Source organism: Bacillus sp. SRL337, from assembly GCF_984799155.1.
In genome coordinates, this window is the sequence record NZ_OZ481793.1 from 1,770,532 (window position 1) to 1,794,321 (window position 23,790).

Genomic DNA, 23,790 nt, shown 5'->3' on the forward strand with positions numbered 1-23,790 from the left:
AGCCGGATCTCCAAGGAGAAACGGCTGTTTTCGTCCCCGGAAGTTTTTACATAATACACGCAAGCCTTCCTGTTGTTTCCTTCAATATAAAAATCAAGTTTGCTATGATATAATTGGTGTTTGAAGATTACTAGATAAGATCGGAAAGGTTTGGTTGGCCAATGGCGACATACACTCCAATGATTATGCAATACTTACAGGTGAAGGCAGAGTATCAAGATGCCTTTTTGTTTTTTCGTTTAGGGGATTTCTATGAAATGTTTTTCGAGGATGCCGTCAAAGCTTCCCAAGAACTTGAAATTACATTAACAAGCCGTGACGGAGGAAGCACCGAGCGGATTCCAATGTGCGGGGTGCCGTATCATTCAGCACCAAATTATATAGAACAACTTATTGAAAAAGGCTATAAAGTGGCCATTTGTGAGCAGACTGAAGACCCGAAACAGGCAAAAGGGGTTGTAAAAAGAGAAGTCGTTCAGCTTATCACACCCGGGACAGTGATGGATGGGAAAGGGCTTCATGACAAAGAAAATAACTATATAGCTTCTATCAGTCTATTTGATGACAATACAGCAGCATTGGCTTACAGTGATTTATCCACAGGTGAAACAAAGGTGACCCAGTTGACTGACAACTTTGATGACACCATTAATGAACTGGCCACAATCGGCGCAAAAGAAGTGGTCGTGCATTCAGATTTCGATGAAGAATTAAAGAAGAGGATGTGTGACCGCACAGGGATTACCCTCTCCTTTGAAAATGGTACGGAAACAGCCGTGAATTTCAGCACGCTTGTTGAGGAATTGAAACAAGACAAACTGAAATATGCAGTTTGCAGACTGTTAAACTACTTATTCAGAACCCAGAAGAGGAGTCTGGACCACCTGCAAAAAGTCGAAACCTACCAAATTCATCAATTCATGAAAATTGATTACTACTCAAAGAGGAACCTTGAATTGACGGAAACCATCCGTGCTAAGGGGAAAAAAGGATCCTTACTATGGCTTCTTGATGAAACCATGACAGCAATGGGAGCAAGGATGCTGAAGCGCTGGATTGACCGCCCGCTTATCAACCAAGAGGAAATTGAGAAGAGGCACAGCATGGTGCAGCTTCTTCAGGAGCGTTTCTTTGAACGGGAGGATATCAGGGAACTTCTTAAAGAGATATATGACCTGGAAAGGCTTGCCGGCAGAGTGGCCTTTGGAAATGTCAATGCAAGGGACTTGATTCAATTAAGGAAATCCCTTTCCCAGGTTCCTCTTTTGAAAAATATTATTGGTGAACTGGGGCATGAAATTGCAGACGATATTTTGAAAACCATCGATCCATGTGGCGAGCTGACCGAAATGCTGCAGGATTCCCTACATGAACAGCCCCCGCTTTCGATTAAAGAAGGGAATATCATCAAAGACGGCTACAACGAGGACCTTGATCAATACCGGGATGCAAGCCGGAACGGAAAGACATGGATTGCCCAGCTGGAAAGGGAAGAACGCGAGAGAACCGGCATCCGTTCCTTGAAGGTTGGATACAACCGTGTGTTCGGATACTATATCGAAGTCACGAAAGCCAATCTGGGATCATTGGAAGAAGGGCGATACGAGCGGAAGCAGACCCTGACGAATGCTGAACGCTTTATCACTCCTGAATTGAAAGAGAAGGAAGCTCTGATCCTCCAGGCAGATGAAAAAAGCATTGAGTTGGAATATGACCTGTTCCTGAATATCAGGGAAACGGTCAAAGACTATATTCCACGCTTACAGAAGCTCGCCAAGATTGTAAGTGAAATCGATGTTCTGCAGTGCTTCGCAACCGTAAGTGAAAAGAGGCACTATGTAAAACCATCATTTAATCGTGACAGGGGGATCATGATCAAGGACGGCCGCCATCCAGTGGTTGAAAAAGTCATGGACGCCCAAGAGTATGTTCCCAATGACTGCTATATGGACCAGGAAAGGGAAGTCCTGCTGATCACAGGGCCCAACATGTCCGGTAAAAGTACCTACATGAGGCAGCTTGCCCTCACAGCCATTCTGGCCCAGATAGGCTGTTATGTACCTGCAGCGGAAGCCAGCCTGCCGATTTTCGATCAGGTTTTCACAAGGATTGGAGCAGCGGACGATCTGATTTCAGGGCAAAGTACATTCATGGTTGAAATGCTGGAAGCCAAAAATGCCATCACCAATGCAACGCAAGACAGCTTGATTCTTTTTGATGAAATCGGAAGAGGAACGAGCACTTACGATGGAATGGCACTGGCGCAGGCCATCATTGAGTATATTCATGAAAAGATCAAAGCGAAGACGCTTTTCTCAACGCATTACCATGAATTGACTATTCTCGAACAGGAACTTGCTCATGTGAAGAATATCCATGTCAGTGCGATGGAACATAACGGAAACCTGGTGTTCCTTCATAAAATTAAAGAGGGAGCGGCTGACAAAAGTTATGGAATACATGTAGCGCAGTTAGCGGAGCTTCCTGAAAATCTGATCATCCGGGCAAATGAAATATTGAGTAGGCTCGAACAGAAAAAAGAGACTACCGCAGAAAAAAGTGCTGCATACCAGCAGACGCTTCCTGCTTTGGAAGGAGTAAAAGATGAACAGCCTTCACAACTGTCCTTCTTTCAGGAGGAAAAAACCGGAGTAGCTAGTGGAAGCAGTCTCAGCAAGAAAGAACGCAAGCTGCTGGAAGAATTGAAATCTTTTGATATCCTGGAAATGAATCCGCTGCAAGCCATGAATGCCCTCTATGATTTACAAAAGAAACTGAAAAAATAAGGAGGTGGGATTATGGGGAGGATCTTTCAGCTTGACGATGCCTTGTCGAATAAAATTGCTGCCGGAGAGGTAGTGGAAAGGCCGGCATCAGTGGTCAAAGAATTACTGGAGAATGCAATTGATGCCAATGGCAATGTAATTGAAATACATGTAGAAGAAGCGGGCCTGGGTTCAATCAGGATCATCGACAACGGTGACGGCATTTTAGAAGAAGATGTCCAAACCGCCTTCAGCAGGCATGCGACAAGCAAAATCAAGGATGAAAATGACTTGTTCCGTATTCGCACCCTCGGATTCAGGGGAGAGGCCCTGCCGAGTATTGCCTCTGTGTCTCACCTGGAAATGAACACAAGTACAGGGACTGGACCAGGTGTCAATATCAAGCTGCATGGCGGAAAAATCATCAGACAAGAAAAAGCATCAAGCAGAAAAGGGACAGATATTACAGTTTCAAATCTCTTCTTTAATACACCTGCACGATTAAAATACATGAAGACGATCCATACGGAGCTCGGCAATATAACGGATGTGACAAACAGAATCGCTCTTTCCCACCCGGAAATTTCAATCAAGTTGATCCATAATGGAAAGACCCTTCTTCATACAAACGGAAATGGAGACGTACAGCAGGTGCTCGCTGCCATTTATGGAACTAATATTGCGAGGAAAATGGTTAGAGTCGAAGCAGCCTCGTTGGATTTCAAAGTGAAGGGATATATTTCTCTTCCGGAAATCACGCGGGCGTCAAGGAATTACATCTCGACCATGATCAATGGCCGTTTCATCAAAAACTATGGACTTGCGAAAGCAATCGGGGAAGGATATCATACCTTGCTTCCGATAGGAAGGTATCCTATCGTATTGCTTTCGATTGAAATGGACCCGCTGCTTGTGGATGTCAATGTGCATCCTTCTAAAATGGAAGTAAGAATCAGTAAGGAACCAGAACTTTTTGAATTGGTTTCAAGCGCTATCAGGGATTCTTTTAAAACCAAGGAATTGATTCCTTCAGGCTATAAAGAGCCTAAACCGATGAAGTCTCAAACAGAGCAGACCTCGTTGACATTGGATCATCTGCCTGGAGATAGAGACGCCCGTGTTGAGCTGGAAAGCCAGAATCAACGTCAGGGACAGCAAACGAATAAGTACCGGTCAGAAAGATCGTATGAATCAGACAAACTGCCTCCAAAAGAGGTCATGGAACTTCTTTATAAACGGGATGAGCCTTCCGTTAAGGAAGAGGATGTTTCCAAGCTTTATGAGGAGATTCCTGATATTCAGCCTGTATCACATACGGCAGGGATTGAAATGCAGCCTGATGTATCAAAACCATCAAGGGTTCCGCCATTGTATCCTGTCGGGCAGATGCACGGTACTTATATTTTTGCCCAGAATGAAAATGGTTTGTACATCATCGATCAGCATGCGGCACAGGAACGGATCAAATATGAATATTACAGAGAAAAGGTTGGAAAAGTCGAAAAAGAACTTCAGGACATGCTCGTGCCGATTACGCTGGAATATTCAGCGGATGAATTCATGAAAATCACAGAGCATAAAGAGGAACTTGAAAAAGTAGGTGTCTTCCTGGAGGAATTCGGCCACAACAGCTTTATCATCCGCTCACATCCCCAGTGGCTGCCGGCCGGCCAAGAGGGCGAACTTATAGACGAGATGATTGAACAGCTCCTTAACATGCGAAAGGTGGATATAAAAAAACTTCGAGAAGAAGCGGCCATCATGATGAGCTGTAAAGCATCCATCAAAGCCAATCAGTACTTGAAGAATGAAGAAATTCAAGCGCTGTTGGATGAGCTTAGACGTTCTGAAGATCCATTTACATGTCCACACGGCAGGCCGATCATCATCCACTATTCAGTGTATGAAATGGAAAAGATGTTTAAAAGGATCATGTAAGGAAAAAGGGGCTTATGCGCTAAATCGCATAAGCCCCTTTGTAATCACAGGAAGGTTTAGATTTCTTATGTGAAGGTGATTGACAACGCTTCCAGATTTCATTAATCTTAAACTAAGTGAATTGAACCGTGAAACAAGAATTAGGACTCACACAGTTTATCTCAGGCGATAGTTGTGTGGGTTTTTCTATATTAGTTTAAAAGAGAAGAGGAGTGGGGAGTTTGGAAAAATATATATTATCTTTGGACCAGGGGACGACCAGTTCAAGAGCCATCCTTTTTAACAAAAAAGGGGAAATCGTCCATACCGCACAAAAGGAATTCACCCAGCACTTCCCCAAAGCAGGCTGGGTCGAACATGATCCCAATGAGATCTGGGGTTCTATCCTGGCGGTGATTGCCACAGTCCTTTCTGAATCGACCGTTAAGCCGGAAGAGGTTGCAGCGATTGGCATCACAAATCAGCGTGAAACTACAGTGGTTTGGGATAAGAATACTGGTGAACCGGTATATAATGCAATCGTTTGGCAGTCACGCCAGACTTCGGACATTTGTGAGGAGTTGAAGGGAAAGGGGCTGGAAGATACATTCCGCAATAAAACCGGTCTTTTGATCGATGCCTATTTCTCCGGCACCAAAGTGAAGTGGATACTGGATAATGTTGACGGGGCGAGAGCGAAAGCCGACCATGGAGAGCTGCTTTTTGGCACGATCGATACATGGCTGATCTGGAAACTCTCCGGAGGGAAAACACATGTTACAGACTACACCAATGCCTCCCGTACACTGATGTATAACATTTATGACTTGAAATGGGATGAGGAGCTTCTCGAAATTCTAGGAGTTCCGGATAGTATGCTCCCGGAAGTGAAGCCGTCTTCTGAAGTATACGGCAATACCGTCCCTTATCACTTCTTCGGTCAGGATATACCGATTGCCGGTGTGGCAGGTGATCAGCAAGCGGCATTGTTCGGTCAGGCATGTTTCTCGGAAGGGATGGCAAAGAACACTTATGGGACTGGGTGTTTTATGCTGATGAATACGGGGGAAAAGGCTGTCAAATCCAACCAGGGATTGCTGACGACAATTGCCTGGGGCTTTAACGGAAAGGTTGAATATGCGCTTGAGGGGAGCATTTTTGTGGCTGGTTCAGCCATCCAATGGCTCCGCGATGGTCTCCGTATGATAAAAGATGCTGGTGAGACCGAGAGCTATGCAGAAAAAACAAATGGGAATGAAGGTGTTTATGTAGTCCCGGCCTTTGTCGGGCTCGGTACACCTTACTGGGACAGCGATGTGAGGGGAGCAGTATTTGGATTGACACGGGGAACATCTAAAGAACTTTTTATCCGTGCGGTCCTTGAGTCTCTGGCCTATCAGACAAAGGATGTGCTGACGGCCATGGAGGCTGATTCTGGATTGGCACTTAAGACACTCCGGGTAGACGGGGGGGCAGTGAAAAATAACTTCCTGATGCAATTCCAAAGTGATATTCTGGCTGCTGCAGTGGAACGGCCGGTAGTCAATGAAACTACGGCACTTGGTGCAGCATATCTAGCCGGACTTGCTGTCGGCTATTGGAAGGATACAGGCGAGATTACGGCACAATGGGATTTGGACAGGAAATATGAACCCGCCATGAATCAAGAGGAAATCGACAGGCATTACGGCGGCTGGAAGAAGGCCGTGCGTGCGGCTATGGCTTTTAAATGATACAAGAGCTTCCCGGATAGACAAAAAGCCTCATACAAAGGAGTATGAGGCTTTTGGATTTAACCATTTGAAGTGCGGTAGTTCTTGCCTTCATCCGGTTTTTTGAAATTATGTTCCCAAATTTTCTTCACAGGCTTTGGCAGCTGTTTAACAGCACCAACTGTATATTGGATGTTATCTTTCTTTTCATCGATATCTACCTTGATCTCCTGGCTGTGGGTAGAAAGTTCATCGGTTTCTTCCTGCAGGTTCTGGGCGCGTTGCTGCAGGCTTTCCACAGTCTTATTCAAGTGATTCAAAGTCGGTTTTGTTTGCTTCATAAACTTAATTCCTTCATATCCGAGATAGACAATGGAAAGGACAAATAATCCGATGCTTAAATAAACGATGATCATGGTTAAACCTCCTATAGCTTCTGTAGTCCCTAAATACAGAAAATCGTTACTGTTCTTTACCCTGAATGAATGGATTAAAACAGTGGAAAATAAGATTGCCTTCCATTAAACAATGAGCTATAATAAAATCAAAAATTTTCAAATAGTATGCGATGAAAAAGAAGAGTATGCATGGAAACGACTTAAGAGAGCTGATGGCTGGTGGGAATCAGTGTTGGACCGTGTTGAATGGGCTTTAGAGCATCCAGGCTGAACAAAATAGGCCGGCGGAGGGTTCCACCGTTAAAAGGAACAAAAGAGTTGATTTTTGAGCTCTTTTCAAGATTGCCCTTTTGGAAGGGTAAATGAAGGTGGCACCGCGGGGTTTCTCGTCCTTTTTGGATGAGAAGCCCCTTTTTATTTTTGGTTCTTTCGTAAACGTTGTTGCTATCTGATAATAATTCCAAAAGATAGAGGAGTAATGATTCGGAAAAACCCTGTTTAGCAAGAGAGAAAAGAGCTTCTCTCTTCGTTCAGAGCGAAAAACGTAGTATACAGTGGAAAATCGGCTTTTGGGATTTTTCCGAAAGCAACAGTATAGGCGAAAACAGCCTAATTTTTAGGAGGGGTATTATGGATCGACCAACCGTATTAACAGGCATAAAGCCGACAGGGCATCCACATCTCGGAAACTACATCGGAGCGATTAAACCGGCACTTGAGATGGCCAAAGACAGCAGTTTCCAGGGAATCTATTTTATTGCTGATTACCATGCCTTGAACTCAGTGCAGGATAGGCAAAAATTCAAAGAATATACGTATGAGATTGCTGCAGCATGGCTTGCACTCGGTTTGGATCCGGAAACGGTCATTTTCTATCGGCAGTCAGATGTACCAGAGATTTTAGAGCTTCATTGGATTTTGTCTTGCATGACACCGAAAGGACTTATGAACAGGGCGCATGCCTATAAATCCAAAGTGGAGGAAAATAAATTGGAAGGAAATGATCTGGATGCAGGCGTCAATATGGGGCTTTTCACGTATCCCATTCTGATGGCAGCTGACATCCTCTTGTTCAATTCGGATAAGGTCCCAGTAGGGAAAGACCAGGTGCAGCATGTGGAAATCGCAAGGGACATTGCCGAAAATTTCAATCGTACGTTTGGAGAAGCCCTTAAGCTACCGAACTATGTCATAGAGGAAGAAACCGCCGTCATTCCCGGGCTGGACGGAAGGAAAATGAGCAAAAGCTACGGCAATACCATCCCGTTGTTCTCTGAGGAAACGGCATTGAAGAAACTGATCAATAAAATTGTCACGGATTCAACTCCTCCAGAGGAACCAAAAGAGGTGAAGGGATCATCCTTGTTTACTCTTTATAAAGAGTTCGCGGCTGCAGGTGAAGTCGAATCATTGAGGGAGAAATACCAGCAAGGCATCGGCTGGGGACAGGTAAAGAAAGAAGTGTTTGAAGTGTTGAACAGAGAGCTTGAGAAACCTCGCCAGAACTATTATGCATACTTGGATAACACAATGCTGCTTGATGAAATACTTGAGAAGGGTGCTGAAGAAGCACGCCGTATTGCATCGGTTCAACTTAAGAAGATAAAAGAAATGATTGGATGTTGAATGGATGGGCAGGAGTCTGGCTTCACACCGTGTGATTTCAGCTGTTAGTTTGAAAGTGCATCAAGGACCGGGATGGTAAGTCTATACGCGGCTCCATCAAAACCAAAAAACAGGCCAAACTGAATGTTTGGTCTGTTTCCCATTCATACAACTTACCCCATTTATCATTTTTTTTCAGCCAGTGTCTCCTCTGCCATCTTGATCATTTCTTTAACCATATTGCCGCCGATTTTTCCTCCGACTCTACCTGCATCGTGAGAGCTTAGCCCCCCGTTATAGCCTTTATTCAATGTGACTCCCTGCTCTTTTGCAGCTTCAAATTTCGCTGCAGCTGGATCTGTTTGATTAAACATATTGGCTTTCATGGTATTTAATCCGTTGCGTGCTTCTGGAACCAAAAGTTTATTTTTACTCATCTGAATCATCCTTTCATGTAGTACTAGTATGGTGAAAAGATAAAATTATATTAAAAAAATATTGTAATTTATCTTTAAAAGTGTAAAATTACACTAAGCATAATTTGGAAAACATGGGGTGTTTCACTTGAAGGCAAATCAAAATGTATCATTAAAAACGGGGATTCTAATTCTGTTTCTTTTTATTTATGTACTTGTATTTCTAACGGTTGCTCAAAGGCCAGAGAAGCAGGATTCCAAGGTGGTGAGTGATGTAGGCGGACTGATGCCAACCAAGATCGAGAAAGTGACCAAAGGACAAGAGGAAGATAAGATCATTAAAACAGTCAATAATGCTGTAGATAAGGACCTGAAAATATCGATTGCAGGAAAAATGCATAGCCAGGGGGGGCACACTTATTATCCTGGAAGTGTTGTCCTTGATATGACCGGTTACAATAAGGTGCTTGATATGAATGTTGAAAAAAAAACGGTACGAGTCCAGAGCGGCGCTACTTGGGAAGATGTTCAAGAAGCAGCCAATCCCCATGGCCTGGCTGTTAAGGTGATGCAGTCACAAAATATATTTACGGTTGGTGGTTCCCTTTCCGTCAATGTTCACGGGCGCGACATCAGGCATGGATCTTTGATTGAAACCGTCAATTCGTTTCGATTATTAAAACACGACGGAGAAGTGATTAATGTCTCCCGCACTGAAAATGAAGAATACTTTCCGCTGGTAATAGGCGGCTATGGCTTATTCGGTGTCATTCTGGATGTTGACCTTCAACTGACGGACGATGAGCTTTATACAATGAAAACCACAAAACTGTCTTACGATGAGTACAGTGATTTCTTTAATGTAAATGTGAAAGGAAATCAGGACGTCAAAATGCATCTTGCCAGAATTTCCACTGCTCCAGACTCGTTTTTGAAAGATATGTATATTACTGATTATGTCCATGCAAAAGATCAGGAACGTATGGAGGATTATACCGCCTTGAAGGGGGAAGAAGGTACGTTTTTTTCAAAGTTGATGCTGGGTGTCTCAAGAAATTCGGACTGGGGGAAAAATATTTTTTGGGATATGCAGAAGACCTATTTTACAGGTAAAGATGGAGAACACACCACACGGAACAACGCTATGAGGTCGGAGTCCAAGTTCATGGAATATGAAAGCAGCAAGGATACGGATATACTCCAGGAATATTTTGTACCGGTGGACAAATTCACAGAATATATCGATGATCTAAGGAAAGTGCTGGAAGAGGAAGATCTGAATTTGATTAATATCACTATTCGTTATGTGGAAGAAAATGAGGTTGCAGTATTGTCTTATGCCAAAGAAGACATGTTTGCACTGGTTCTTTTGATTAACCAGGAAACGTCCATTGAAGGGGGAGCAGAAACAGAGAGGATCATCAGAAAGTTGGTGGATGTAACAGTGAAGCACAAGGGGAGCTATTATCTCCCATATTACTCTTACCCATCAAAGGAACAAATGAGAGCCGCCTATCCAAGGACCGAAGAATTCTTCAATAGTAAAAGACAACTGGATCCAGACGAGGTTTTCATGAATCATTTTTACGAGGAGTATGGATTATGAACTATTTTATCTTATCTCAAAGCCTGGCCATGATGGCAAGTTCTGTGTCGTTTCCTTTCTATTTATTATTTATAAAAAATATAGGCTCGAACTTCTCGAGTTTTGGGTTTGCTTATGGTTTATTTACCCTGAGTTCTGCATTGTTTCACAGGTTGATAGGATCTGCCGCGGACATGATAGGGAGCCGCGGCCTATTGATAGGCTATGCATGGGGAATGGCGCTCATTTTCCTGGTGATTCCTGAGGTTGATACACTGGCTGGTGTTTATTTGTTGCAGGTAATTCTGGGGTTTTTGGGAGCTGTACAAAAAACATGCGAAAAGACGATGGCAGGGGAGGTATTTCGAGGGAAAGGGGCAGGCAGAAAGATAGGGGAATATCACTTCTGGACCACCCTTTTTGCCTCGTTCGCCGTATTCGGCACAGGAGTTCTCATTGACTTCTTTACCATTTCATTCATCTTTTATATCGGGTCCTTCCTATTTGCCGGAAGCGGAATCGCCCTGTTGTTCTATCAACAAAAGATATCCCGGAATCCTGCTGATGAGGATGTCACTGCGCAGTAGGTTGAATGGCTGTTCTTCTCACCCTTGTGAAACTTCTTTTAAATTCAAAGAACTTTTAGTTTTTTGATGATGATTAAAGCGAAGGTGTACGACCTCCTGCGGGGCCATAGGGACAGATGATATCCTGCGGGTTCATCCAGCATAAGTGGCAAGCGAAAAGCAGTTCGGTTTGTCTCCTTCCGATAAGTCACCCTCTTTATTTCCACTTATCGTGGTTTCTTCCTCTCATAAGAGAGACCTGCAATCCGTTCGTACCGCTTGGATGGCCTGCTTCGGCACTTGAGTACCATACGCCGCGGGGAGACCAGTATCTGAAGCGGAAATCATGGAAATTTTTTTATAATGTATATGTATAAAAAAGATAAAGTTGGTTATACTCTTCTGATATGTAACAAATGATTTCTTATGGTACGATAATATGTAAACTTATCTTTTTACATAGAAAGCAGTGAATTAGTTGAAGCAAAAAGAAAAACTTATCGTACTGATAGGACCTACTGCGGTTGGAAAGACAGCCACAAGCATAAATCTGGCAAAACAATTCAATGGTGAAATCATCAGCGGGGATTCCATGCAGATTTATAGAACGTTGGATATAGGCACAGCGAAAATAAATGAAGAAGAAATGCAGGGAGTTCCCCATCATCTCATCGATATAAGGGAGCCAGAACAAAGTTTTTCGGCTGCAGAATTTCAAGAGCTCGTCAGGAAAAAAATCTCAGAGATCCACAGCCGCGGTAAGCTCCCAATGATTGTGGGTGGAACGGGTTTGTATATCCAATCGGTTATTTATGATTATCATTTTACAGATGCTCCCGGGGATGAAGCGTACCGAAACAGTCTTGAAAAGGAAGCTGGAGAGCTTGGATACAAGGAAATCCACAGAAGGCTTGAAGAGGTGGATCCCAAAGCCGCCTCCAACATCCATCCCAATAACATCAGAAGAGTGATCAGGGCGTTAGAGATTTATCACTGTACCGGGAAGACAATGACAGTGCTTCAGGAAGACCAGAACAATGAACTTCTGTATGATGTGGCTCTCATCGGTTTGACAATGGACAGGGATCTTTTATACAGCAGAATTGACCTTCGGGTAGACCTTATGATGAATGAGGGGCTTCTTGAAGAAGTAAAAGGTTTATATAATCAGGGCCTGAGAGATGTTCAGTCCATCCAGGCAATCGGTTATAAGGAAATATACGAATATCTGGAAGGCATGGTTTCATTGGAAGATGCTATTGAAAACTTGAAGCAGAACTCAAGGAGATATGCCAAACGCCAGCTGACGTGGTTCCGTAACAAAATGGATGTTGAGTGGTTTGATATGTCAAACTCAAGGGAAAAGAACAAAAAAATTGAACTGATATCGGATTTTGTTGCAGGAAAGCTAGGGTTATAGTCGAATAGTTAAAATAGAGATAGAAGAGGAGGACTTATCATGAAACAATCGATCAATATTCAAGATCAATTTCTTAACCAATTGCGAAAAGACAGTACACAAGTAACTGTATTTTTATTGAATGGGTTCCAAATCCGTGGTCTTGTCAAAGGCTTCGATAACTTTACCGTTCTGTTTGAGTCAGAAGGAAAGCAGCAGATGGTTTATAAGCATGCGATTTCAACCTTCTCGCCTCAACGCAATGTTCAAATTAATTTTGATGAAGCTCAATAATTCTCTTTAAGTGATAAAACACACCAGGCTGATTCTGGTGTGTTTTTTGTTTTTATAATCTTAAACTTAACATAATATAATTATGATAAAGAGTTAAACGTGTGTATACAAAAAATAATAATGAATTCCTAACCATTTGAATAGGATGATAAGAGAGTTTTTAGAAGCATAGATGGGCATTTGTCACCGTTAAAAACCTCCAGACGTATACTGTATAGAATGGTGAGGTGAAGATATGGAACAGCCGATGAGAATGAAGAATAATGGACAAATAAGTATCGTACTGAATTCACATAAACGAAACCCGGTCCGGGAAATTAGAAGAACGGAGGATCCGGTCAAAGTCCTCCCTCAAGAACATGCGGCATTGAAAGAGATTGAAGCAGAACTTGCCATGTTAGTCGGCATGGAAGATATGAAAAAAATGGTGAAAGAGATATATGCTTGGATATATGTTAACAAGAAGCGGGAGGAAGCCGGTCTTAAAGCAGGTAAACAAGCACTTCATATGATGTTCAAAGGAAACCCTGGAACAGGAAAGACAACTGTGGCAAGACTGATAGGTAAGTTGTTTCATAAGATGAATGTCCTTTCCAAAGGGCACTTGATTGAAGCAGAAAGAGCGGATTTGGTTGGAGAGTACATTGGACATACTGCGCAGAAAACAAGGGATCTCATCAAAAAAGCGATGGGCGGGATCCTTTTTGTCGATGAAGCCTACTCACTTGGGCGCGGTGGAGAAAAGGATTTCGGGAAAGAGGCAATTGATACCCTTGTAAAACATATGGAAGACAAACAGCATGATTTCATACTTATCCTGGCAGGGTATTCACGTGAAATGGACCAGTTTTTAACTCTGAACCCGGGCCTTCATTCACGTTTTCCACTTGTATTTCAGTTTCAGGATTATACGGTCGAACAGCTTATGGAAATTGGCAGGCGAATGCTGACTGAGAAAGAATACGAGTTGAGTGCAGATGCTGAGAGAAAACTGAAAGAACATCTCTCACAGGTCAAAACTGCCATAACCCTTGCAGCTTTTTCAAATGGCCGGTATGTCAGGAACGTGATTGAAAAATCAATCAGGTCCCAGGCAATGAGGGTTCTTATGCAAAGCTCATACGACCGTCATGAGTTGATGACCATCAGGAGCAATGATTTAACTTTCCCAGCTGCCGCAGATTGAGAGAACGAGACTTCAGCCAGATGGGGGTGCTGCTCCATCTGGCTGTTTCTAATGGAGAAGAAGAGAATTTTATATAGACTTGAATATTTCATAATTCAACAGCTTTTCAAATTCAATAAGTTGCCATCCCCTTCGTCTTTTATTCTGTGCCCTTCCTTTTCACCTTTAGGATTAGAATTCGTCAGTTCTTTCATACTGAATATGATTTGTGAAAGAGAAATGATCGCGGAAAAAGGACAACCGGTAATAAAAGTGATCATCTGATCAGGGTGTTTTTCTGAAAGACTTCTACAGCCGTGCAAGTTTTTATTGAAATCGTTTTATGAATTAAATTACCTGAATATCCGGCATATTGTCGATATATTTAGATTTTTATTATGAACTGAACAGCTTGTTTTACAAAATTCGTGAACCTGCTGTGCTAGGGTATTAAGTAAGGAAGATCAGAGAATAGGAGTTTACACACTGACAATTCAATTAGATCTTGGATCTTACACAATGTACGATGTTTTTACTTGAGGGACGAGATAAAATGAAGAAAATTAACTGAATATTCCGTTAGTCGGTGCGGGATTTCAGAGAAGCGCTAATGATTAACCTTTCTGTTTGTAAGCGCTTTCTAAAATGAACTAGGGGGATTTGAAATGTCAGATATGGTAAAGATCGGCTTGATCCAGGCTTCTCATGATATTGACGGAACCGAACCAGTGGAGGTCCATAAAGAAGAGGCAATTAAAAAACACATTTCAATGGTGAAGGATGCAGCTAAAAAAGGAGCCCAAATTATCTGTTTACAAGAAATTTTTTATGGCCCTTACTTTTGTTCTGAACAAAATCCGAAATGGTATGACTCTGCAGAGGAAATTCCAAATGGCCCTACAACTAAGAGATTTCAGGACTTGGCGAAGGAATTAAATGTAGTCATTGTCCTGCCTATTTATGAAAGAGAAGGGATTGCTACATATTACAATACGTCAGCTGTCATAGATGCGGATGGTTCTTATCTCGGAAAATACCGGAAGCAGCATATTCCTCATGTAGGGGTAGGGGACAAAGGATATGGGTTCTGGGAGAAATATTACTTTAAACCTGGAAACCTCGGATACCCTGTATTTGATACGGCCTACGCCAAAGTCGGTGTGTACATTTGTTATGACCGACATTTCCCTGAAGGTGCACGATTGCTGGGCTTGAAAGGAGCAGAAATTGTATTTAATCCGTCTGCGACGGTAGCCGGTCTTTCCGAGTATTTATGGAAGCTGGAACAGCCTGCACATGCTGTAGCAAATGGTTATTACCTGGGAGCGATCAACCGAGTGGGCTATGAGGGTCCATGGAATATGGGCGAATTTTACGGCCAGTCATACCTTGTTGATCCCCGTGGAAGCTTTGTTTCCATTGGAAGCCGTGATAACGATGAAGTGATCATTGGAGAAATGAACAAGAAGCTGATCAGGGAAGTCAGGGATACATGGCAATTCTATCGAGACCGAAGACCTGAAACTTATAGTGAAATGACGGCGCTGCTTCCTTAAAATTGCATGAAAGGCTGACGATTATATACTGCATTTGACAGTAATAACTGTCAGCCGTGTTTTGTTGGTAAGGCAAATGGAATAGAGTGTGTGATTGGAAATGTGTTGACCAAAGCGGAAGAGGGGGAAGCAGGTTTGTCTAATAGTCTGTCGTTACTCAATCTTGAGAAGAACTTTCAGGAAGCCCATGGAGGGTTATCCAACAGGGAAGCTGTGGAAGAAGCTAATCGCTGTTTGTACTGTTACGATGCGCCTTGCATTCAAGCATGTCCAACAGGAATTGATATACCTTCGTTTATTAAGAAGATTGCTTCAGGAAACTTAAAAGGTTCAGCCAAAACCATTATGCTTTCCAACCCAGTCGGAGCAAGCTGCTCCCGTGTTTGTCCAACTGAAGAGCTTTGTGAAGGGGCTTGCGTGCTCAATCATTCTACCAAGCCGATTATGATTGGTGATTTGCAGCGCTATGCCACAGACTGGGCAAGGCATAATGAAGGGATTCTTTTTGAGGCAGGAGAAGCAAATGGGAAGACGGTCGGAATCATCGGCGGTGGTCCGGCTGGTTTATCCGCGGCGAGGGAGCTTGCCAGATTCGGTTATGAAGTAACGATTTATGAATCTGAAGAAAAAGCAGGTGGATTGAATACTTATGGGATTGTGTCGTTCCGTCTCCCGCAATCCGTGTCTTTTTGGGAAGTGGACCAGATTAAGAAGCTGAATGTTGAAATCAAGACGAATACAAAGATTGGCAGAGATGTTTCCGCGGAGGAATTGATTGATAAGCATGACTTTATTATCCTGGCAGCCGGAATGGCACATGTTCCGGACCTAAAAATTGCAGGGGAGGAGTTAGAAGGGGTACATGATGCGATTGAGTTTGTAAAAGCGACCAAGAGAGGAGAGTTGTCTAAAGATTATATAGGAAAGAACGTAGTTGTCATAGGAGCAGGCAATACAGCTATTGATGGTGCGACCTGCTCTGTTCGTTTAGGGGCGGGGAATGTAAAGATTCTCTATCGGCGAACTCAAGAAGAGATGACAGCTTATGACTTTGAGTATGAATTTGCCAAGCAGGATGGTGTGGAATTCAGCTGGCTGACGGCTCCAAAAAGGATCATAGGGAACGATGAGGACAAGGTAATTGGAATTGAATGCATCAAAATGGAGTTAGGGCAGCCGGGTGGAGATGGCAGAAGAAGACCGGTTCCAGTACCAAATTCTGAGTTCGTTTTACCTGCAGATGCCGTTATTAAAGCCATTGGCCAGACAAGACATCGATCATTGATTGAACAATTTGACCTGGAGCATAAAGATGGTGTTGTACAAGTCGACAGGGACACGTTCCAGACATCCAATCCCGCTATTTTTGCTTGCGGCGACATTATTTTTGGCAAGGGGGTTGGTGAAGCGATGGTGGTAACGGCTGCGGAACAAGGAAAACAAGCAGCATATCACCTGGATCAGCTTCTGGTGAAAGTTAATTGAATGAAATGTTTTGAGGGGGAGTCTCATGGCAAATTTAAGTATTGATTTAGCAGGCATTAATTCACCGAACCCATTTTGGTTAGCATCTGCCCCGCCCACGAATTCCGGATACCAGGTCCAAAGGGCTTTTGAAGCTGGCTGGGGCGGTGCTGTATGGAAAACGTTGGGGGAACCGATTATCAATGTATCTTCAAGATTCGCTGCTGTAAGCTTCAATGGCCAAAGAGTGGCAGGATTTAATAATATCGAGTTGATTACAGATCGTCCTTTAGAGGTTAACCTAAAGGAAATTTACGAAACGAAAAAGCGTTTCCCTGACCATGCCATCATTGCTTCACTCATGGTCGAGCCAAAACAGGAGAAGTGGCATGAGATTGTAAAAAAAGTTGAAGAGGTTGGCGTCGATGGACTGGAATTAAACTTCGGATGCCCTCATGGTATGGCTGAAAGGGGAATGGGTTCTGCTTCCGGCCAAGTTCCCGAACTGGTGGAAAAGCAGACCTATTGGGCAAAAGAAGTCGCAACAACCCCGGTGATTGTAAAATTGACTCCAAACATTACTGATATCACTGTTACTGCTGAGGCAGCTGTAAGAGGTGGAGCGGATGCTGTCAGTATGATCAATACAATCAACAGTTTGGCAGGGGTTGACCTGAATACATGGAATACAATTCCACATGTGGCGGGAAAAGGGGCACATGGCGGCTACTGCGGACCTGCAGTCAAACCGATATCTTTAAATATGGTAGGGGAATGTGCGAGGAATTCAAGGATCAATGTACCAATTTCAGGGATGGGAGGTGTATCGAATTGGCAGGATGCTGTTGAATTCATGCTAATGGGAGCTTCAGGCGTTCAAGTGTGCACGGCTGCCATGCACCATGGATTTCGCATTGTTGAAGACATGATTGATGGACTGAATAATTATCTGGATGAAAAAGGAATCGCTTCTGTTCAGGATATTGTTGGGAAATCAGTCCCTAAATATTCAGATTGGGGCAACCTCGATTTGAATTACAGTGTAGTAGCCAAGATCAATACCGATGTATGCATCAATTGCAATAAGTGCCATATTGCTTGCGAAGACACATCCCACCAATGCATCGACATGCTGAAAGATCCATCTGGCCGCAGTTATTTAAAAGTAAGAGAAGAAGACTGTGTCGGATGTAATCTATGTTCGATCGTATGTCCTGTCGATGGCGCCATCGATATGATAGAAGTTCCAAGCGGGCATTTGCCCATGACATGGAATGAACGCCAGGAAGCTGTAGGAAAACTTGCTGATTGCAGCATTGATGCAGTGAAATAATGGAGGTAGAGAGATGAAAAAAGTGATTAAGAATGGAACAATCGTGACAGCAGCCGATACGTATCAGGCGGATATTCTTGTGGAAGACGGAACGATCAAAGCAATTGGGAAGAATTTTGATACTACAGGAGCTGAGACTGAAGTTGTTGATGCTGGCGGGAAGTATATATTTCCGGGAGGGGTCGATCCGCATACCCACCTAGAGATGCCTTTTGGAGGGACAGTATCAAAGGATGACTTTGAGACAGGTACAATTGCGGCAGCTTTCGGGGGTACAACCACACTGATTGATTTCTGTTTGACCAACAAAGGAGAGCCCCTGAAGAAAGCGATTGATTCGTGGCATGAAAAGTCAAAAGAAAAAGCAGTCATTGATTACAGCTTTCATCTGATGATCGGAGAAATCAATGAGGATGTAATGCAGCAGCTTCCAGAAGTGATGGATAAAGAGGGGATTACATCCTTTAAAGTGTTCATGGCTTATAAAAATGTATTTCAGGCTGATGATGAAACCCTTTTTAGAACATTGGTTGCAGCTAAAGATCTTGGTGCTCTGGTAATGGTCCATGCAGAGAATGGTGATGTTATTGAATTTTTAACAGAGAAAGCTATAAAAGAGGGAAATACTGATCCAATTTATCATGCCCTTACGAGACCCCCTGAGTTAGAGGGAGAGGCGACAGGAAGAGCAGCTAAGTTAACTGGACTTGCTGATTCGCAGCTGTATGTAGTACATGTTTCATGTGCGGAAGCTGTGGACCAGATTGCGTCTGCACGAAGCAAGGGACTTAATGTTTGGGGGGAAACCTGTCCTCAATACCTGGTTCTTGATCAATCCTATCTTGAAAGGCCGAATTTCGAAGGAGCCAAATATGTCTGGTCGCCGCCGCTTCGAGAAAAGTGGAATCAGGATGTGCTTTGGAATGCCCTGAAAAGCGGACAGCTTCAGACATTAGGTTCCGATCAGTGCTCCTTTGATTTCAATGGACAAAAAGACCTTGGAAAAGGAGATTTCACTAAAATTCCGAATGGCGGCCCGATTATTGAGGACCGTGTATCTATATTATTTTCAGAAGGGGTTGAAAAAGGAAGAATCACCTTAAATCAATTTGTGGATATCATGTCGACGCGTAGTGCAAAACTTTTTGGTCTTTACCCTAAGAAAGGCACCATTGCAGTTGGTTCCGATGCAGACCTGGTTATCTTTGATCCGGATGCCGAGAGAGTGATTTCTGCTGAAACCCATCATATGGCAGCAGACTATAATCCTTTTGAAGGCATGAAGGTGAAGGGTGAACCGGTGTCCGTTTTATCACGGGGGGAGTTTGTAGTAAAAAACAAACAATTCGTCGGAAAGACCGGGAAAGGAAAATATGTAAAGAGAGCGAAATACGGTCATCAATTAGAAGAGAGCGGAGCATTCCAATCAGCAAATTCCTAGTAATCTTTCACATTTAAATACGGCTAGTATTCCAGAACAGCTCCTAAAGGCGGTGCAGGGTGGTTTGAACCCGGCCGCCAGGCTCTCTTGTATCATTAGGTTTTGCCATTCGAAGCAAACAAAGGAGAGTGTTCAATGTGAAGAAAAGCTATTTGAAATCGCCGGATTTATTGCCCATCACCGAAAGTAACAGAAAGATAACCAAACTTGGCTATTCATTTATGTGGGTCGGGATGGTTGTCGTCCTTGCTACCTTTGCGATTGGAGGAGCAGGCGTCATATCTCTGCCGCTTCCGATGGTTATATTGGCAACCGTTATCGGTTCACTGGCAATCGGTTTTTTCATCACCCTGACAGGTGATATCGGAATTGAACATGGATTGTCTTTTCCGGTTTATATGAGAGCACCATTTGGCACAATCGGCACCCATATTCCTTCAGTGACCCGGGGATTGGCAGCATCGATGTGGTTCGGTATCAATACCTTCTTCGGGGCAACTGCCATGAATGGAATTCTGAATATATTATTTGGGTTTGATAACTGGTTTGTATGCTTTTTGATTTTCGCTTTGCTTCAGTTGATCAATACAGCGCTTGGAATCAAGGCGGTCGAACGATTTGCAGACCTTGCCGCTCCGGTAATTATTTTGATATCTGTTTGGATGTACTCATCTTTATCTGATTCGGCGGCAGTACAGGGAAGGGATATTTGGTCATGGGTTGAGAGCCCTGTTACTGGCGGGGCAGCTTTTACTGCCTTCCTTGTCGTTATTTTCAGTAATATGGGATTCTGGGCTACACTTGCAGCGGACATCCCTTCCATTTCCCGTTTTATGAAAGCGCCAAAATATGAGAAAAACTGGTTCAAGCGGAACAGGAACGCCATCATTGGGAACCTTGTCGCTCTTCCGATCACTCAGTCCTTCATGGTGATGATCGGGGCAGTAGCATATATAGCCGTTTTGAACTATGACCCTGTCATCGCCCTTCAGGAAGCAGCGAGCGGATTTATTCTGGGCTTGCTCTTGTTAATGATTGTGCTGGCACAGTGGTCCACAAATATCGCAGCCAACATTGTCCCTGCTGCGACCATCTTCTCCAATGTCGGCGGCCCCAAGTTCCCATTCTGGGCAGGTGTCATTACAGCGGGGATTGTAGGGACAGTTGTTCAGCCATGGAACCTATTCGATGTCATCATCCCGGTCCTTTTGTTTGTCGGAGGGATACTATCTGCCATTGTCGGAATTCTTGTGTCAGATTACTATTTTATTAGAAAGCGCAGGGTGAACGTCCCTGATCTCTATGAAGAAAATGGACAATTCAAGTATATGAATGGCATTAATCTGGCGGGTTTCATTTCATGGATACTGGGTGGGGTAGCTTCCTATTTCGTTCCCAACTTTTCCTTCCTGATCGGTTTCGGAGTCGGGGCGGCATGTTATTATGTCCTGGCGAAATTCTGGTGGTTTAAAAAATATGAGCAAGCAGAGCTCGTCAACCCGAGTGATGATCAGTACTTGGGCATATCAGTAGGCCGTGATTGGAAAATCAAGGCAGAACCTGAACTCCTCACAGATGAAATACCTGCCGTCAAAGGTGTTTGATGGAACAAGAATTTAATTTCTTATTAAAAAAATACCATTAATAGTCTTGGAGTGCTGCCTGGGATGAAGGTGTACGCTCGTTTGCGGGAATGGAGGTGCACTTTCAGCTCCCTGGAAGATTTCGGGCTCCCGCCTTATGAATACCAATAGCAAGCGATTCCCTGCTTCTCAAGTCAACACTAACTCGCTGCGCTTGCCGTGTTTCCTTTATATCATGCTGATCCGAGCCGGTCCGCACCAAAACTTCCGACTTTTAGTGATAAGTCATCATCACCTCACTTGTTTGCTGTGATTCCTATATCTTAACCAACTGCCTTCCAATCTGTACGTGAAACGGCCGCTTGCGCTTTTTAGTTCACCGCCTTCATCGCGGAGTCATTCGCCAGCAGCGGAATGCAACCAAATTCATCATAAGGAATGGTGGGAGCAGGAATGCCCAAATCAGAAGAATTCTTTAATGGAAGGGTGTCGCTATGTCGGAATATCAGGAATTCCTTGGAGAAAGAGATAAAATAGATTACTTGATTCAAGAAGGTTATAGAATCGGAAAAGTTAGCGAAAACCTTAGCGGGGCTTTTGTTGTATTCAGCCACCCTGAGAAGGAGAATAGGACACTTCATGTTAAAACCGCCAATGCCCGAAAATACTTTTCAAATCTATTGATTCAAGGCTGAAAAAGGGGGAGTTGGATGAATAGCCTGGACAATTCAGGATCAAGCAGTTTTGAAGGACAGGGAGAACAATTACATGAGTTCTTTAAAACAACTGAAGAGTTGGTGGAGTGGGTGATGAGATTCTTAACTGCTGATCAACTATCTGAAGAACCATGGAATGAAGAGGTATATTTCACGATTCCCCCTATCGAGGAATGAGGATTGGTTCTGCCAATCCTTTTTCTCGATTTTATAAACAAAGCAGCAAAAGGAGAAATCGATGAAAAGTAATTATTATTTCTCAGTTGAAGACATTCTGTCCAGAAAGCACTTTGAACATTCAAAAGTGATAGCCGGACAAAACGGTATGAACCGCCAGGTCAAGTGGGTGCATGTTGTGGAAGTCCCAACCATCAGAAATTTGCTGAATGGATGTGAATTAATCCTGACGACAGGACTCGCATTGAAAGAGGAACAAGCATTCCTTTCTTTGCTTCAGCAATTGATAGAGTGTGATGCTTCCGCCATTTGTGTTGAACTTGACACCAATATCGCAATGATCCCGCCTAGTGTTCTTCAATATGCGGAAGAACATGATTTTCCTATAATTGTCTTTGAACAAGAAGTGCCATTTGTCAGTATCACCCAGGATATACATTCCATGCTTATTAATCAGCAGTACAGCATGATTAAGCAACTCGACACATTCGGCAATGAGCTGAATAGGAGGCTCCTGGATGTCAAACACTTCAGAGAAATCCTTGATGTTTTATATAAGGAACTCAAAGTTCCGGTGCTGTTGAAACTTCTGGATCATGAGGTGGAAATCCATCCAAGGATGCGGAGGGCTGAGGAACAAAAACTGCACAATCTTTTTGAAGGATTCACCAAAAGAGAGGATGCGCATTTTGCCTTCAGGAAAGTCCTTCTGTTTGAAAAGGAATATGCCCAACTTTTAATCTACCGGGATGATTTTTCCTTCAGTGAATATGAACTGCTCCTTTTGGATAGAACTTCGACAGCCATTGCCCAATATTTGATGAGAGAACTATACTTCAATGAAAAAAAGCGGATTGATGAATCCAGGTGGATTATGTCATGGTTAAAAGGCGAACAAACAGAGGAGAGATTATCAAAGTATCTATCTGACAAGAAAGGCGGAATATCAGGTGGAATGGTTTGCTTATGCCGACTGGAAGAATTAAAAGGGAACGAACAAATGGACTTTACGTACTTCACATTAATTGCAAGGGGTATTTTTGAACAACAAGGATTCAGGGTGCTGGCTGAAAGGGAAGGCGAAAACCTCATATATATCTTACTTGATAACCGATTGAGCACAACCTGGAAATCGAGATTGTCCAATGCTTTTGAAAAAATCCTGGGAACCGATTTTTTTCAAAAGACAGCGGATGTGAGTTTTGCTGGGGGGAAATATCAGGAAGACATAATGGACATCCACAAGAGTTACCAAACAGCTAAGGAATGCCTGGCATACCGGTCCACACTTTCCAATGGACAACGTTTTTGTTTCTATGATGATCTGCATTTATACCGATTGATTTCCATCGTTAACGATAATATGAACTTACATGAAATGATCAAGGAATACCTTGCCCCTCTTCAAAAATATGATAAAGATCATGCCGGAAGCCTCCTTCATACGTTAAAAGTCTATCTGGGCTGCCAGGGGTCCAAACAAGAGACGGCCAGACAGCTCTATATCGTCAGGCAAACATTGTACCACCGTTTAAAGAAGATTGAAGAACTCTTAGGAGAAGACTTCATGGAACCGGAGAAGCGGGTAGCGATTGAGTTCTTGCTCCATGCCTATAAGTATCTTAACCTGGACGCACCCTCAATGGAGGCTGCGAGTCATTAAGGGGAATCCCCGTGATGTAAAAAGGACAACCCGGG

The 23,790-nt window shown here is 43.3% G+C and carries 19 protein-coding genes and 1 other annotated feature; of the genes, 17 read left to right on the forward strand and 2 right to left on the reverse strand.

Translation table 11 applies throughout. From position 1 onward, the window contains the following. Positions 1-161: 161 nt before the first annotated feature. The 3 genes from mutS to glpK all read left to right on the forward strand — a co-directional run bounded on the left by mutS (position 162) and on the right by glpK (position 6,415). Positions 162-2,786, forward strand: coding sequence for a DNA mismatch repair protein MutS (gene mutS / locus AC4E8A_RS08630; RefSeq protein ID WP_490198010.1), 2,625 nt, complete (start codon positions 162-164; stop codon positions 2,784-2,786). Between the two features lie 12 nt (positions 2,787-2,798). Beyond that, entirely contained in the window at positions 2,799-4,703 is a 1,905-nt protein-coding gene (mutL, locus tag AC4E8A_RS08635) for a DNA mismatch repair endonuclease MutL (RefSeq protein WP_490198011.1), read from the forward strand. A 221-nt stretch (positions 4,704-4,924) separates the two neighbouring features. After that, positions 4,925-6,415 carry a glycerol kinase GlpK gene (glpK, locus tag AC4E8A_RS08640; RefSeq protein ID WP_490198013.1) on the forward strand — a complete coding sequence of 497 codons (1,491 nt, stop codon included), beginning with the start codon at positions 4,925-4,927 and terminating at the stop codon, positions 6,413-6,415. Between the two features lie 59 nt (positions 6,416-6,474). On the opposite strand, the gene AC4E8A_RS08645 is transcribed toward glpK, so the two are convergent. Then, entirely contained in the window at positions 6,475-6,810 is a 336-nt protein-coding gene (locus tag AC4E8A_RS08645) for a DUF948 domain-containing protein (protein WP_490198015.1), read from the reverse strand. Positions 6,811-6,953: 143 nt separating this feature from the next. Then, positions 6,954-7,189, forward strand: a binding site (T-box leader). 233 nt (positions 7,190-7,422) lie between these two features. Here AC4E8A_RS08645 and AC4E8A_RS08650 point away from each other — a divergent pair. Further along, a complete protein-coding gene (locus AC4E8A_RS08650) occupies positions 7,423-8,418 on the forward strand; it encodes a tryptophan--tRNA ligase (RefSeq protein WP_490198016.1) in 996 nt (331 codons plus the stop codon). A gap of 164 nt (positions 8,419-8,582) precedes the next feature. Here AC4E8A_RS08650 and AC4E8A_RS08655 read toward each other — a convergent pair whose 3' ends face one another. Beyond that, positions 8,583-8,834, reverse strand: coding sequence for an alpha/beta-type small acid-soluble spore protein (locus AC4E8A_RS08655; RefSeq protein WP_490198017.1), 252 nt, complete (start codon positions 8,832-8,834; stop codon positions 8,583-8,585). Between the two features lie 127 nt (positions 8,835-8,961). On the opposite strand from AC4E8A_RS08655, the gene AC4E8A_RS08660 reads away from it, so the two are divergent. The 13 genes from AC4E8A_RS08660 to AC4E8A_RS08720 all read left to right on the forward strand — a co-directional run bounded on the left by AC4E8A_RS08660 (position 8,962) and on the right by AC4E8A_RS08720 (position 23,755). Next, positions 8,962-10,419: an FAD-binding oxidoreductase gene (locus AC4E8A_RS08660; protein ID WP_490198018.1), complete on the forward strand. Its 1,458-nt coding sequence runs from the start codon at positions 8,962-8,964 to the stop codon at positions 10,417-10,419. Further along, positions 10,416-10,985, forward strand: a complete 570-nt coding sequence (locus tag AC4E8A_RS08665; protein ID WP_490198020.1) for an MFS transporter — start codon at positions 10,416-10,418, stop codon at positions 10,983-10,985. The genes AC4E8A_RS08660 and AC4E8A_RS08665 overlap by 4 nt, the downstream gene beginning before the upstream one ends. Before the next feature lie 457 nt (positions 10,986-11,442). Continuing rightward, positions 11,443-12,384: a tRNA (adenosine(37)-N6)-dimethylallyltransferase MiaA gene (miaA, locus tag AC4E8A_RS08670; RefSeq protein WP_490198021.1), complete on the forward strand. Its 942-nt coding sequence runs from the start codon at positions 11,443-11,445 to the stop codon at positions 12,382-12,384. A 39-nt stretch (positions 12,385-12,423) separates the two neighbouring features. After that, complete coding sequence (gene hfq, locus AC4E8A_RS08675) at positions 12,424-12,657, forward strand: RNA chaperone Hfq (RefSeq protein WP_490198023.1); 234 nt, start codon at positions 12,424-12,426, stop codon at positions 12,655-12,657. A gap of 235 nt (positions 12,658-12,892) precedes the next feature. Further along, positions 12,893-13,843 carry a stage V sporulation protein K gene (gene spoVK, locus AC4E8A_RS08680; RefSeq protein WP_490198025.1) on the forward strand — a complete coding sequence of 317 codons (951 nt, stop codon included), beginning with the start codon at positions 12,893-12,895 and terminating at the stop codon, positions 13,841-13,843. A gap of 644 nt (positions 13,844-14,487) precedes the next feature. Further along, positions 14,488-15,378 (forward strand): nitrilase-related carbon-nitrogen hydrolase, encoded by an 891-nt coding sequence (locus AC4E8A_RS08685; protein ID WP_490198026.1) that lies wholly within the window; start codon positions 14,488-14,490, stop codon positions 15,376-15,378. Between the two features lie 135 nt (positions 15,379-15,513). Further along, entirely contained in the window at positions 15,514-16,863 is a 1,350-nt protein-coding gene (locus AC4E8A_RS08690; RefSeq protein WP_490198027.1) for an NAD(P)-dependent oxidoreductase, read from the forward strand. Positions 16,864-16,888: 25 nt separating this feature from the next. Further along, positions 16,889-18,175 carry an NAD-dependent dihydropyrimidine dehydrogenase subunit PreA gene (gene preA, locus AC4E8A_RS08695; RefSeq protein WP_490198028.1) on the forward strand — a complete coding sequence of 429 codons (1,287 nt, stop codon included), beginning with the start codon at positions 16,889-16,891 and terminating at the stop codon, positions 18,173-18,175. Positions 18,176-18,188: 13 nt separating this feature from the next. Next, complete coding sequence (gene hydA, locus AC4E8A_RS08700) at positions 18,189-19,616, forward strand: dihydropyrimidinase (protein WP_490198029.1); 1,428 nt, start codon at positions 18,189-18,191, stop codon at positions 19,614-19,616. Positions 19,617-19,753: 137 nt separating this feature from the next. After that, entirely contained in the window at positions 19,754-21,220 is a 1,467-nt protein-coding gene (locus AC4E8A_RS08705) for an NCS1 family transporter (RefSeq protein WP_490198030.1), read from the forward strand. Positions 21,221-21,693: 473 nt separating this feature from the next. Then, entirely contained in the window at positions 21,694-21,894 is a 201-nt protein-coding gene (locus tag AC4E8A_RS08710) for a hypothetical protein (RefSeq protein ID WP_490198031.1), read from the forward strand. Positions 21,895-21,909: 15 nt separating this feature from the next. Further along, positions 21,910-22,092, forward strand: coding sequence for a hypothetical protein (locus tag AC4E8A_RS08715; protein ID WP_490198032.1), 183 nt, complete (start codon positions 21,910-21,912; stop codon positions 22,090-22,092). A gap of 61 nt (positions 22,093-22,153) precedes the next feature. Further along, entirely contained in the window at positions 22,154-23,755 is a 1,602-nt protein-coding gene (locus tag AC4E8A_RS08720; protein WP_490198033.1) for a PucR family transcriptional regulator, read from the forward strand. The last annotated feature ends 35 nt before the right edge of the window (positions 23,756-23,790 follow it).

What these genes read in the sequence shown, in the direction of transcription:
- mutS (WP_490198010.1), top strand. Translation starts at nt 162, where the DNA reads ATGGCGACATACACTCCAATGATTATGCAATACTTACAGGTGAAGGCA.
- mutL (WP_490198011.1), top strand. Translation starts at nt 2,799, where the DNA reads ATGGGGAGGATCTTTCAGCTTGACGATGCCTTGTCGAATAAAATTGCT.
- AC4E8A_RS08645 (WP_490198015.1), bottom strand. Translation starts at nt 6,810, where the DNA reads ATGATCATCGTTTATTTAAGCATCGGATTATTTGTCCTTTCCATTGTC.
- AC4E8A_RS08650 (WP_490198016.1), top strand. Translation starts at nt 7,423, where the DNA reads ATGGATCGACCAACCGTATTAACAGGCATAAAGCCGACAGGGCATCCA.
- AC4E8A_RS08655 (WP_490198017.1), bottom strand. Translation starts at nt 8,834, where the DNA reads ATGAGTAAAAATAAACTTTTGGTTCCAGAAGCACGCAACGGATTAAAT.
- AC4E8A_RS08665 (WP_490198020.1), top strand. Translation starts at nt 10,416, where the DNA reads ATGAACTATTTTATCTTATCTCAAAGCCTGGCCATGATGGCAAGTTCT.
- hfq (WP_490198023.1), top strand. Translation starts at nt 12,424, where the DNA reads ATGAAACAATCGATCAATATTCAAGATCAATTTCTTAACCAATTGCGA.
- spoVK (WP_490198025.1), top strand. Translation starts at nt 12,893, where the DNA reads ATGGAACAGCCGATGAGAATGAAGAATAATGGACAAATAAGTATCGTA.
- AC4E8A_RS08685 (WP_490198026.1), top strand. Translation starts at nt 14,488, where the DNA reads ATGTCAGATATGGTAAAGATCGGCTTGATCCAGGCTTCTCATGATATT.
- preA (WP_490198028.1), top strand. Translation starts at nt 16,889, where the DNA reads ATGGCAAATTTAAGTATTGATTTAGCAGGCATTAATTCACCGAACCCA.
- hydA (WP_490198029.1), top strand. Translation starts at nt 18,189, where the DNA reads ATGAAAAAAGTGATTAAGAATGGAACAATCGTGACAGCAGCCGATACG.
- AC4E8A_RS08710 (WP_490198031.1), top strand. Translation starts at nt 21,694, where the DNA reads ATGTCGGAATATCAGGAATTCCTTGGAGAAAGAGATAAAATAGATTAC.
- AC4E8A_RS08715 (WP_490198032.1), top strand. Translation starts at nt 21,910, where the DNA reads ATGAATAGCCTGGACAATTCAGGATCAAGCAGTTTTGAAGGACAGGGA.
- AC4E8A_RS08720 (WP_490198033.1), top strand. Translation starts at nt 22,154, where the DNA reads ATGAAAAGTAATTATTATTTCTCAGTTGAAGACATTCTGTCCAGAAAG.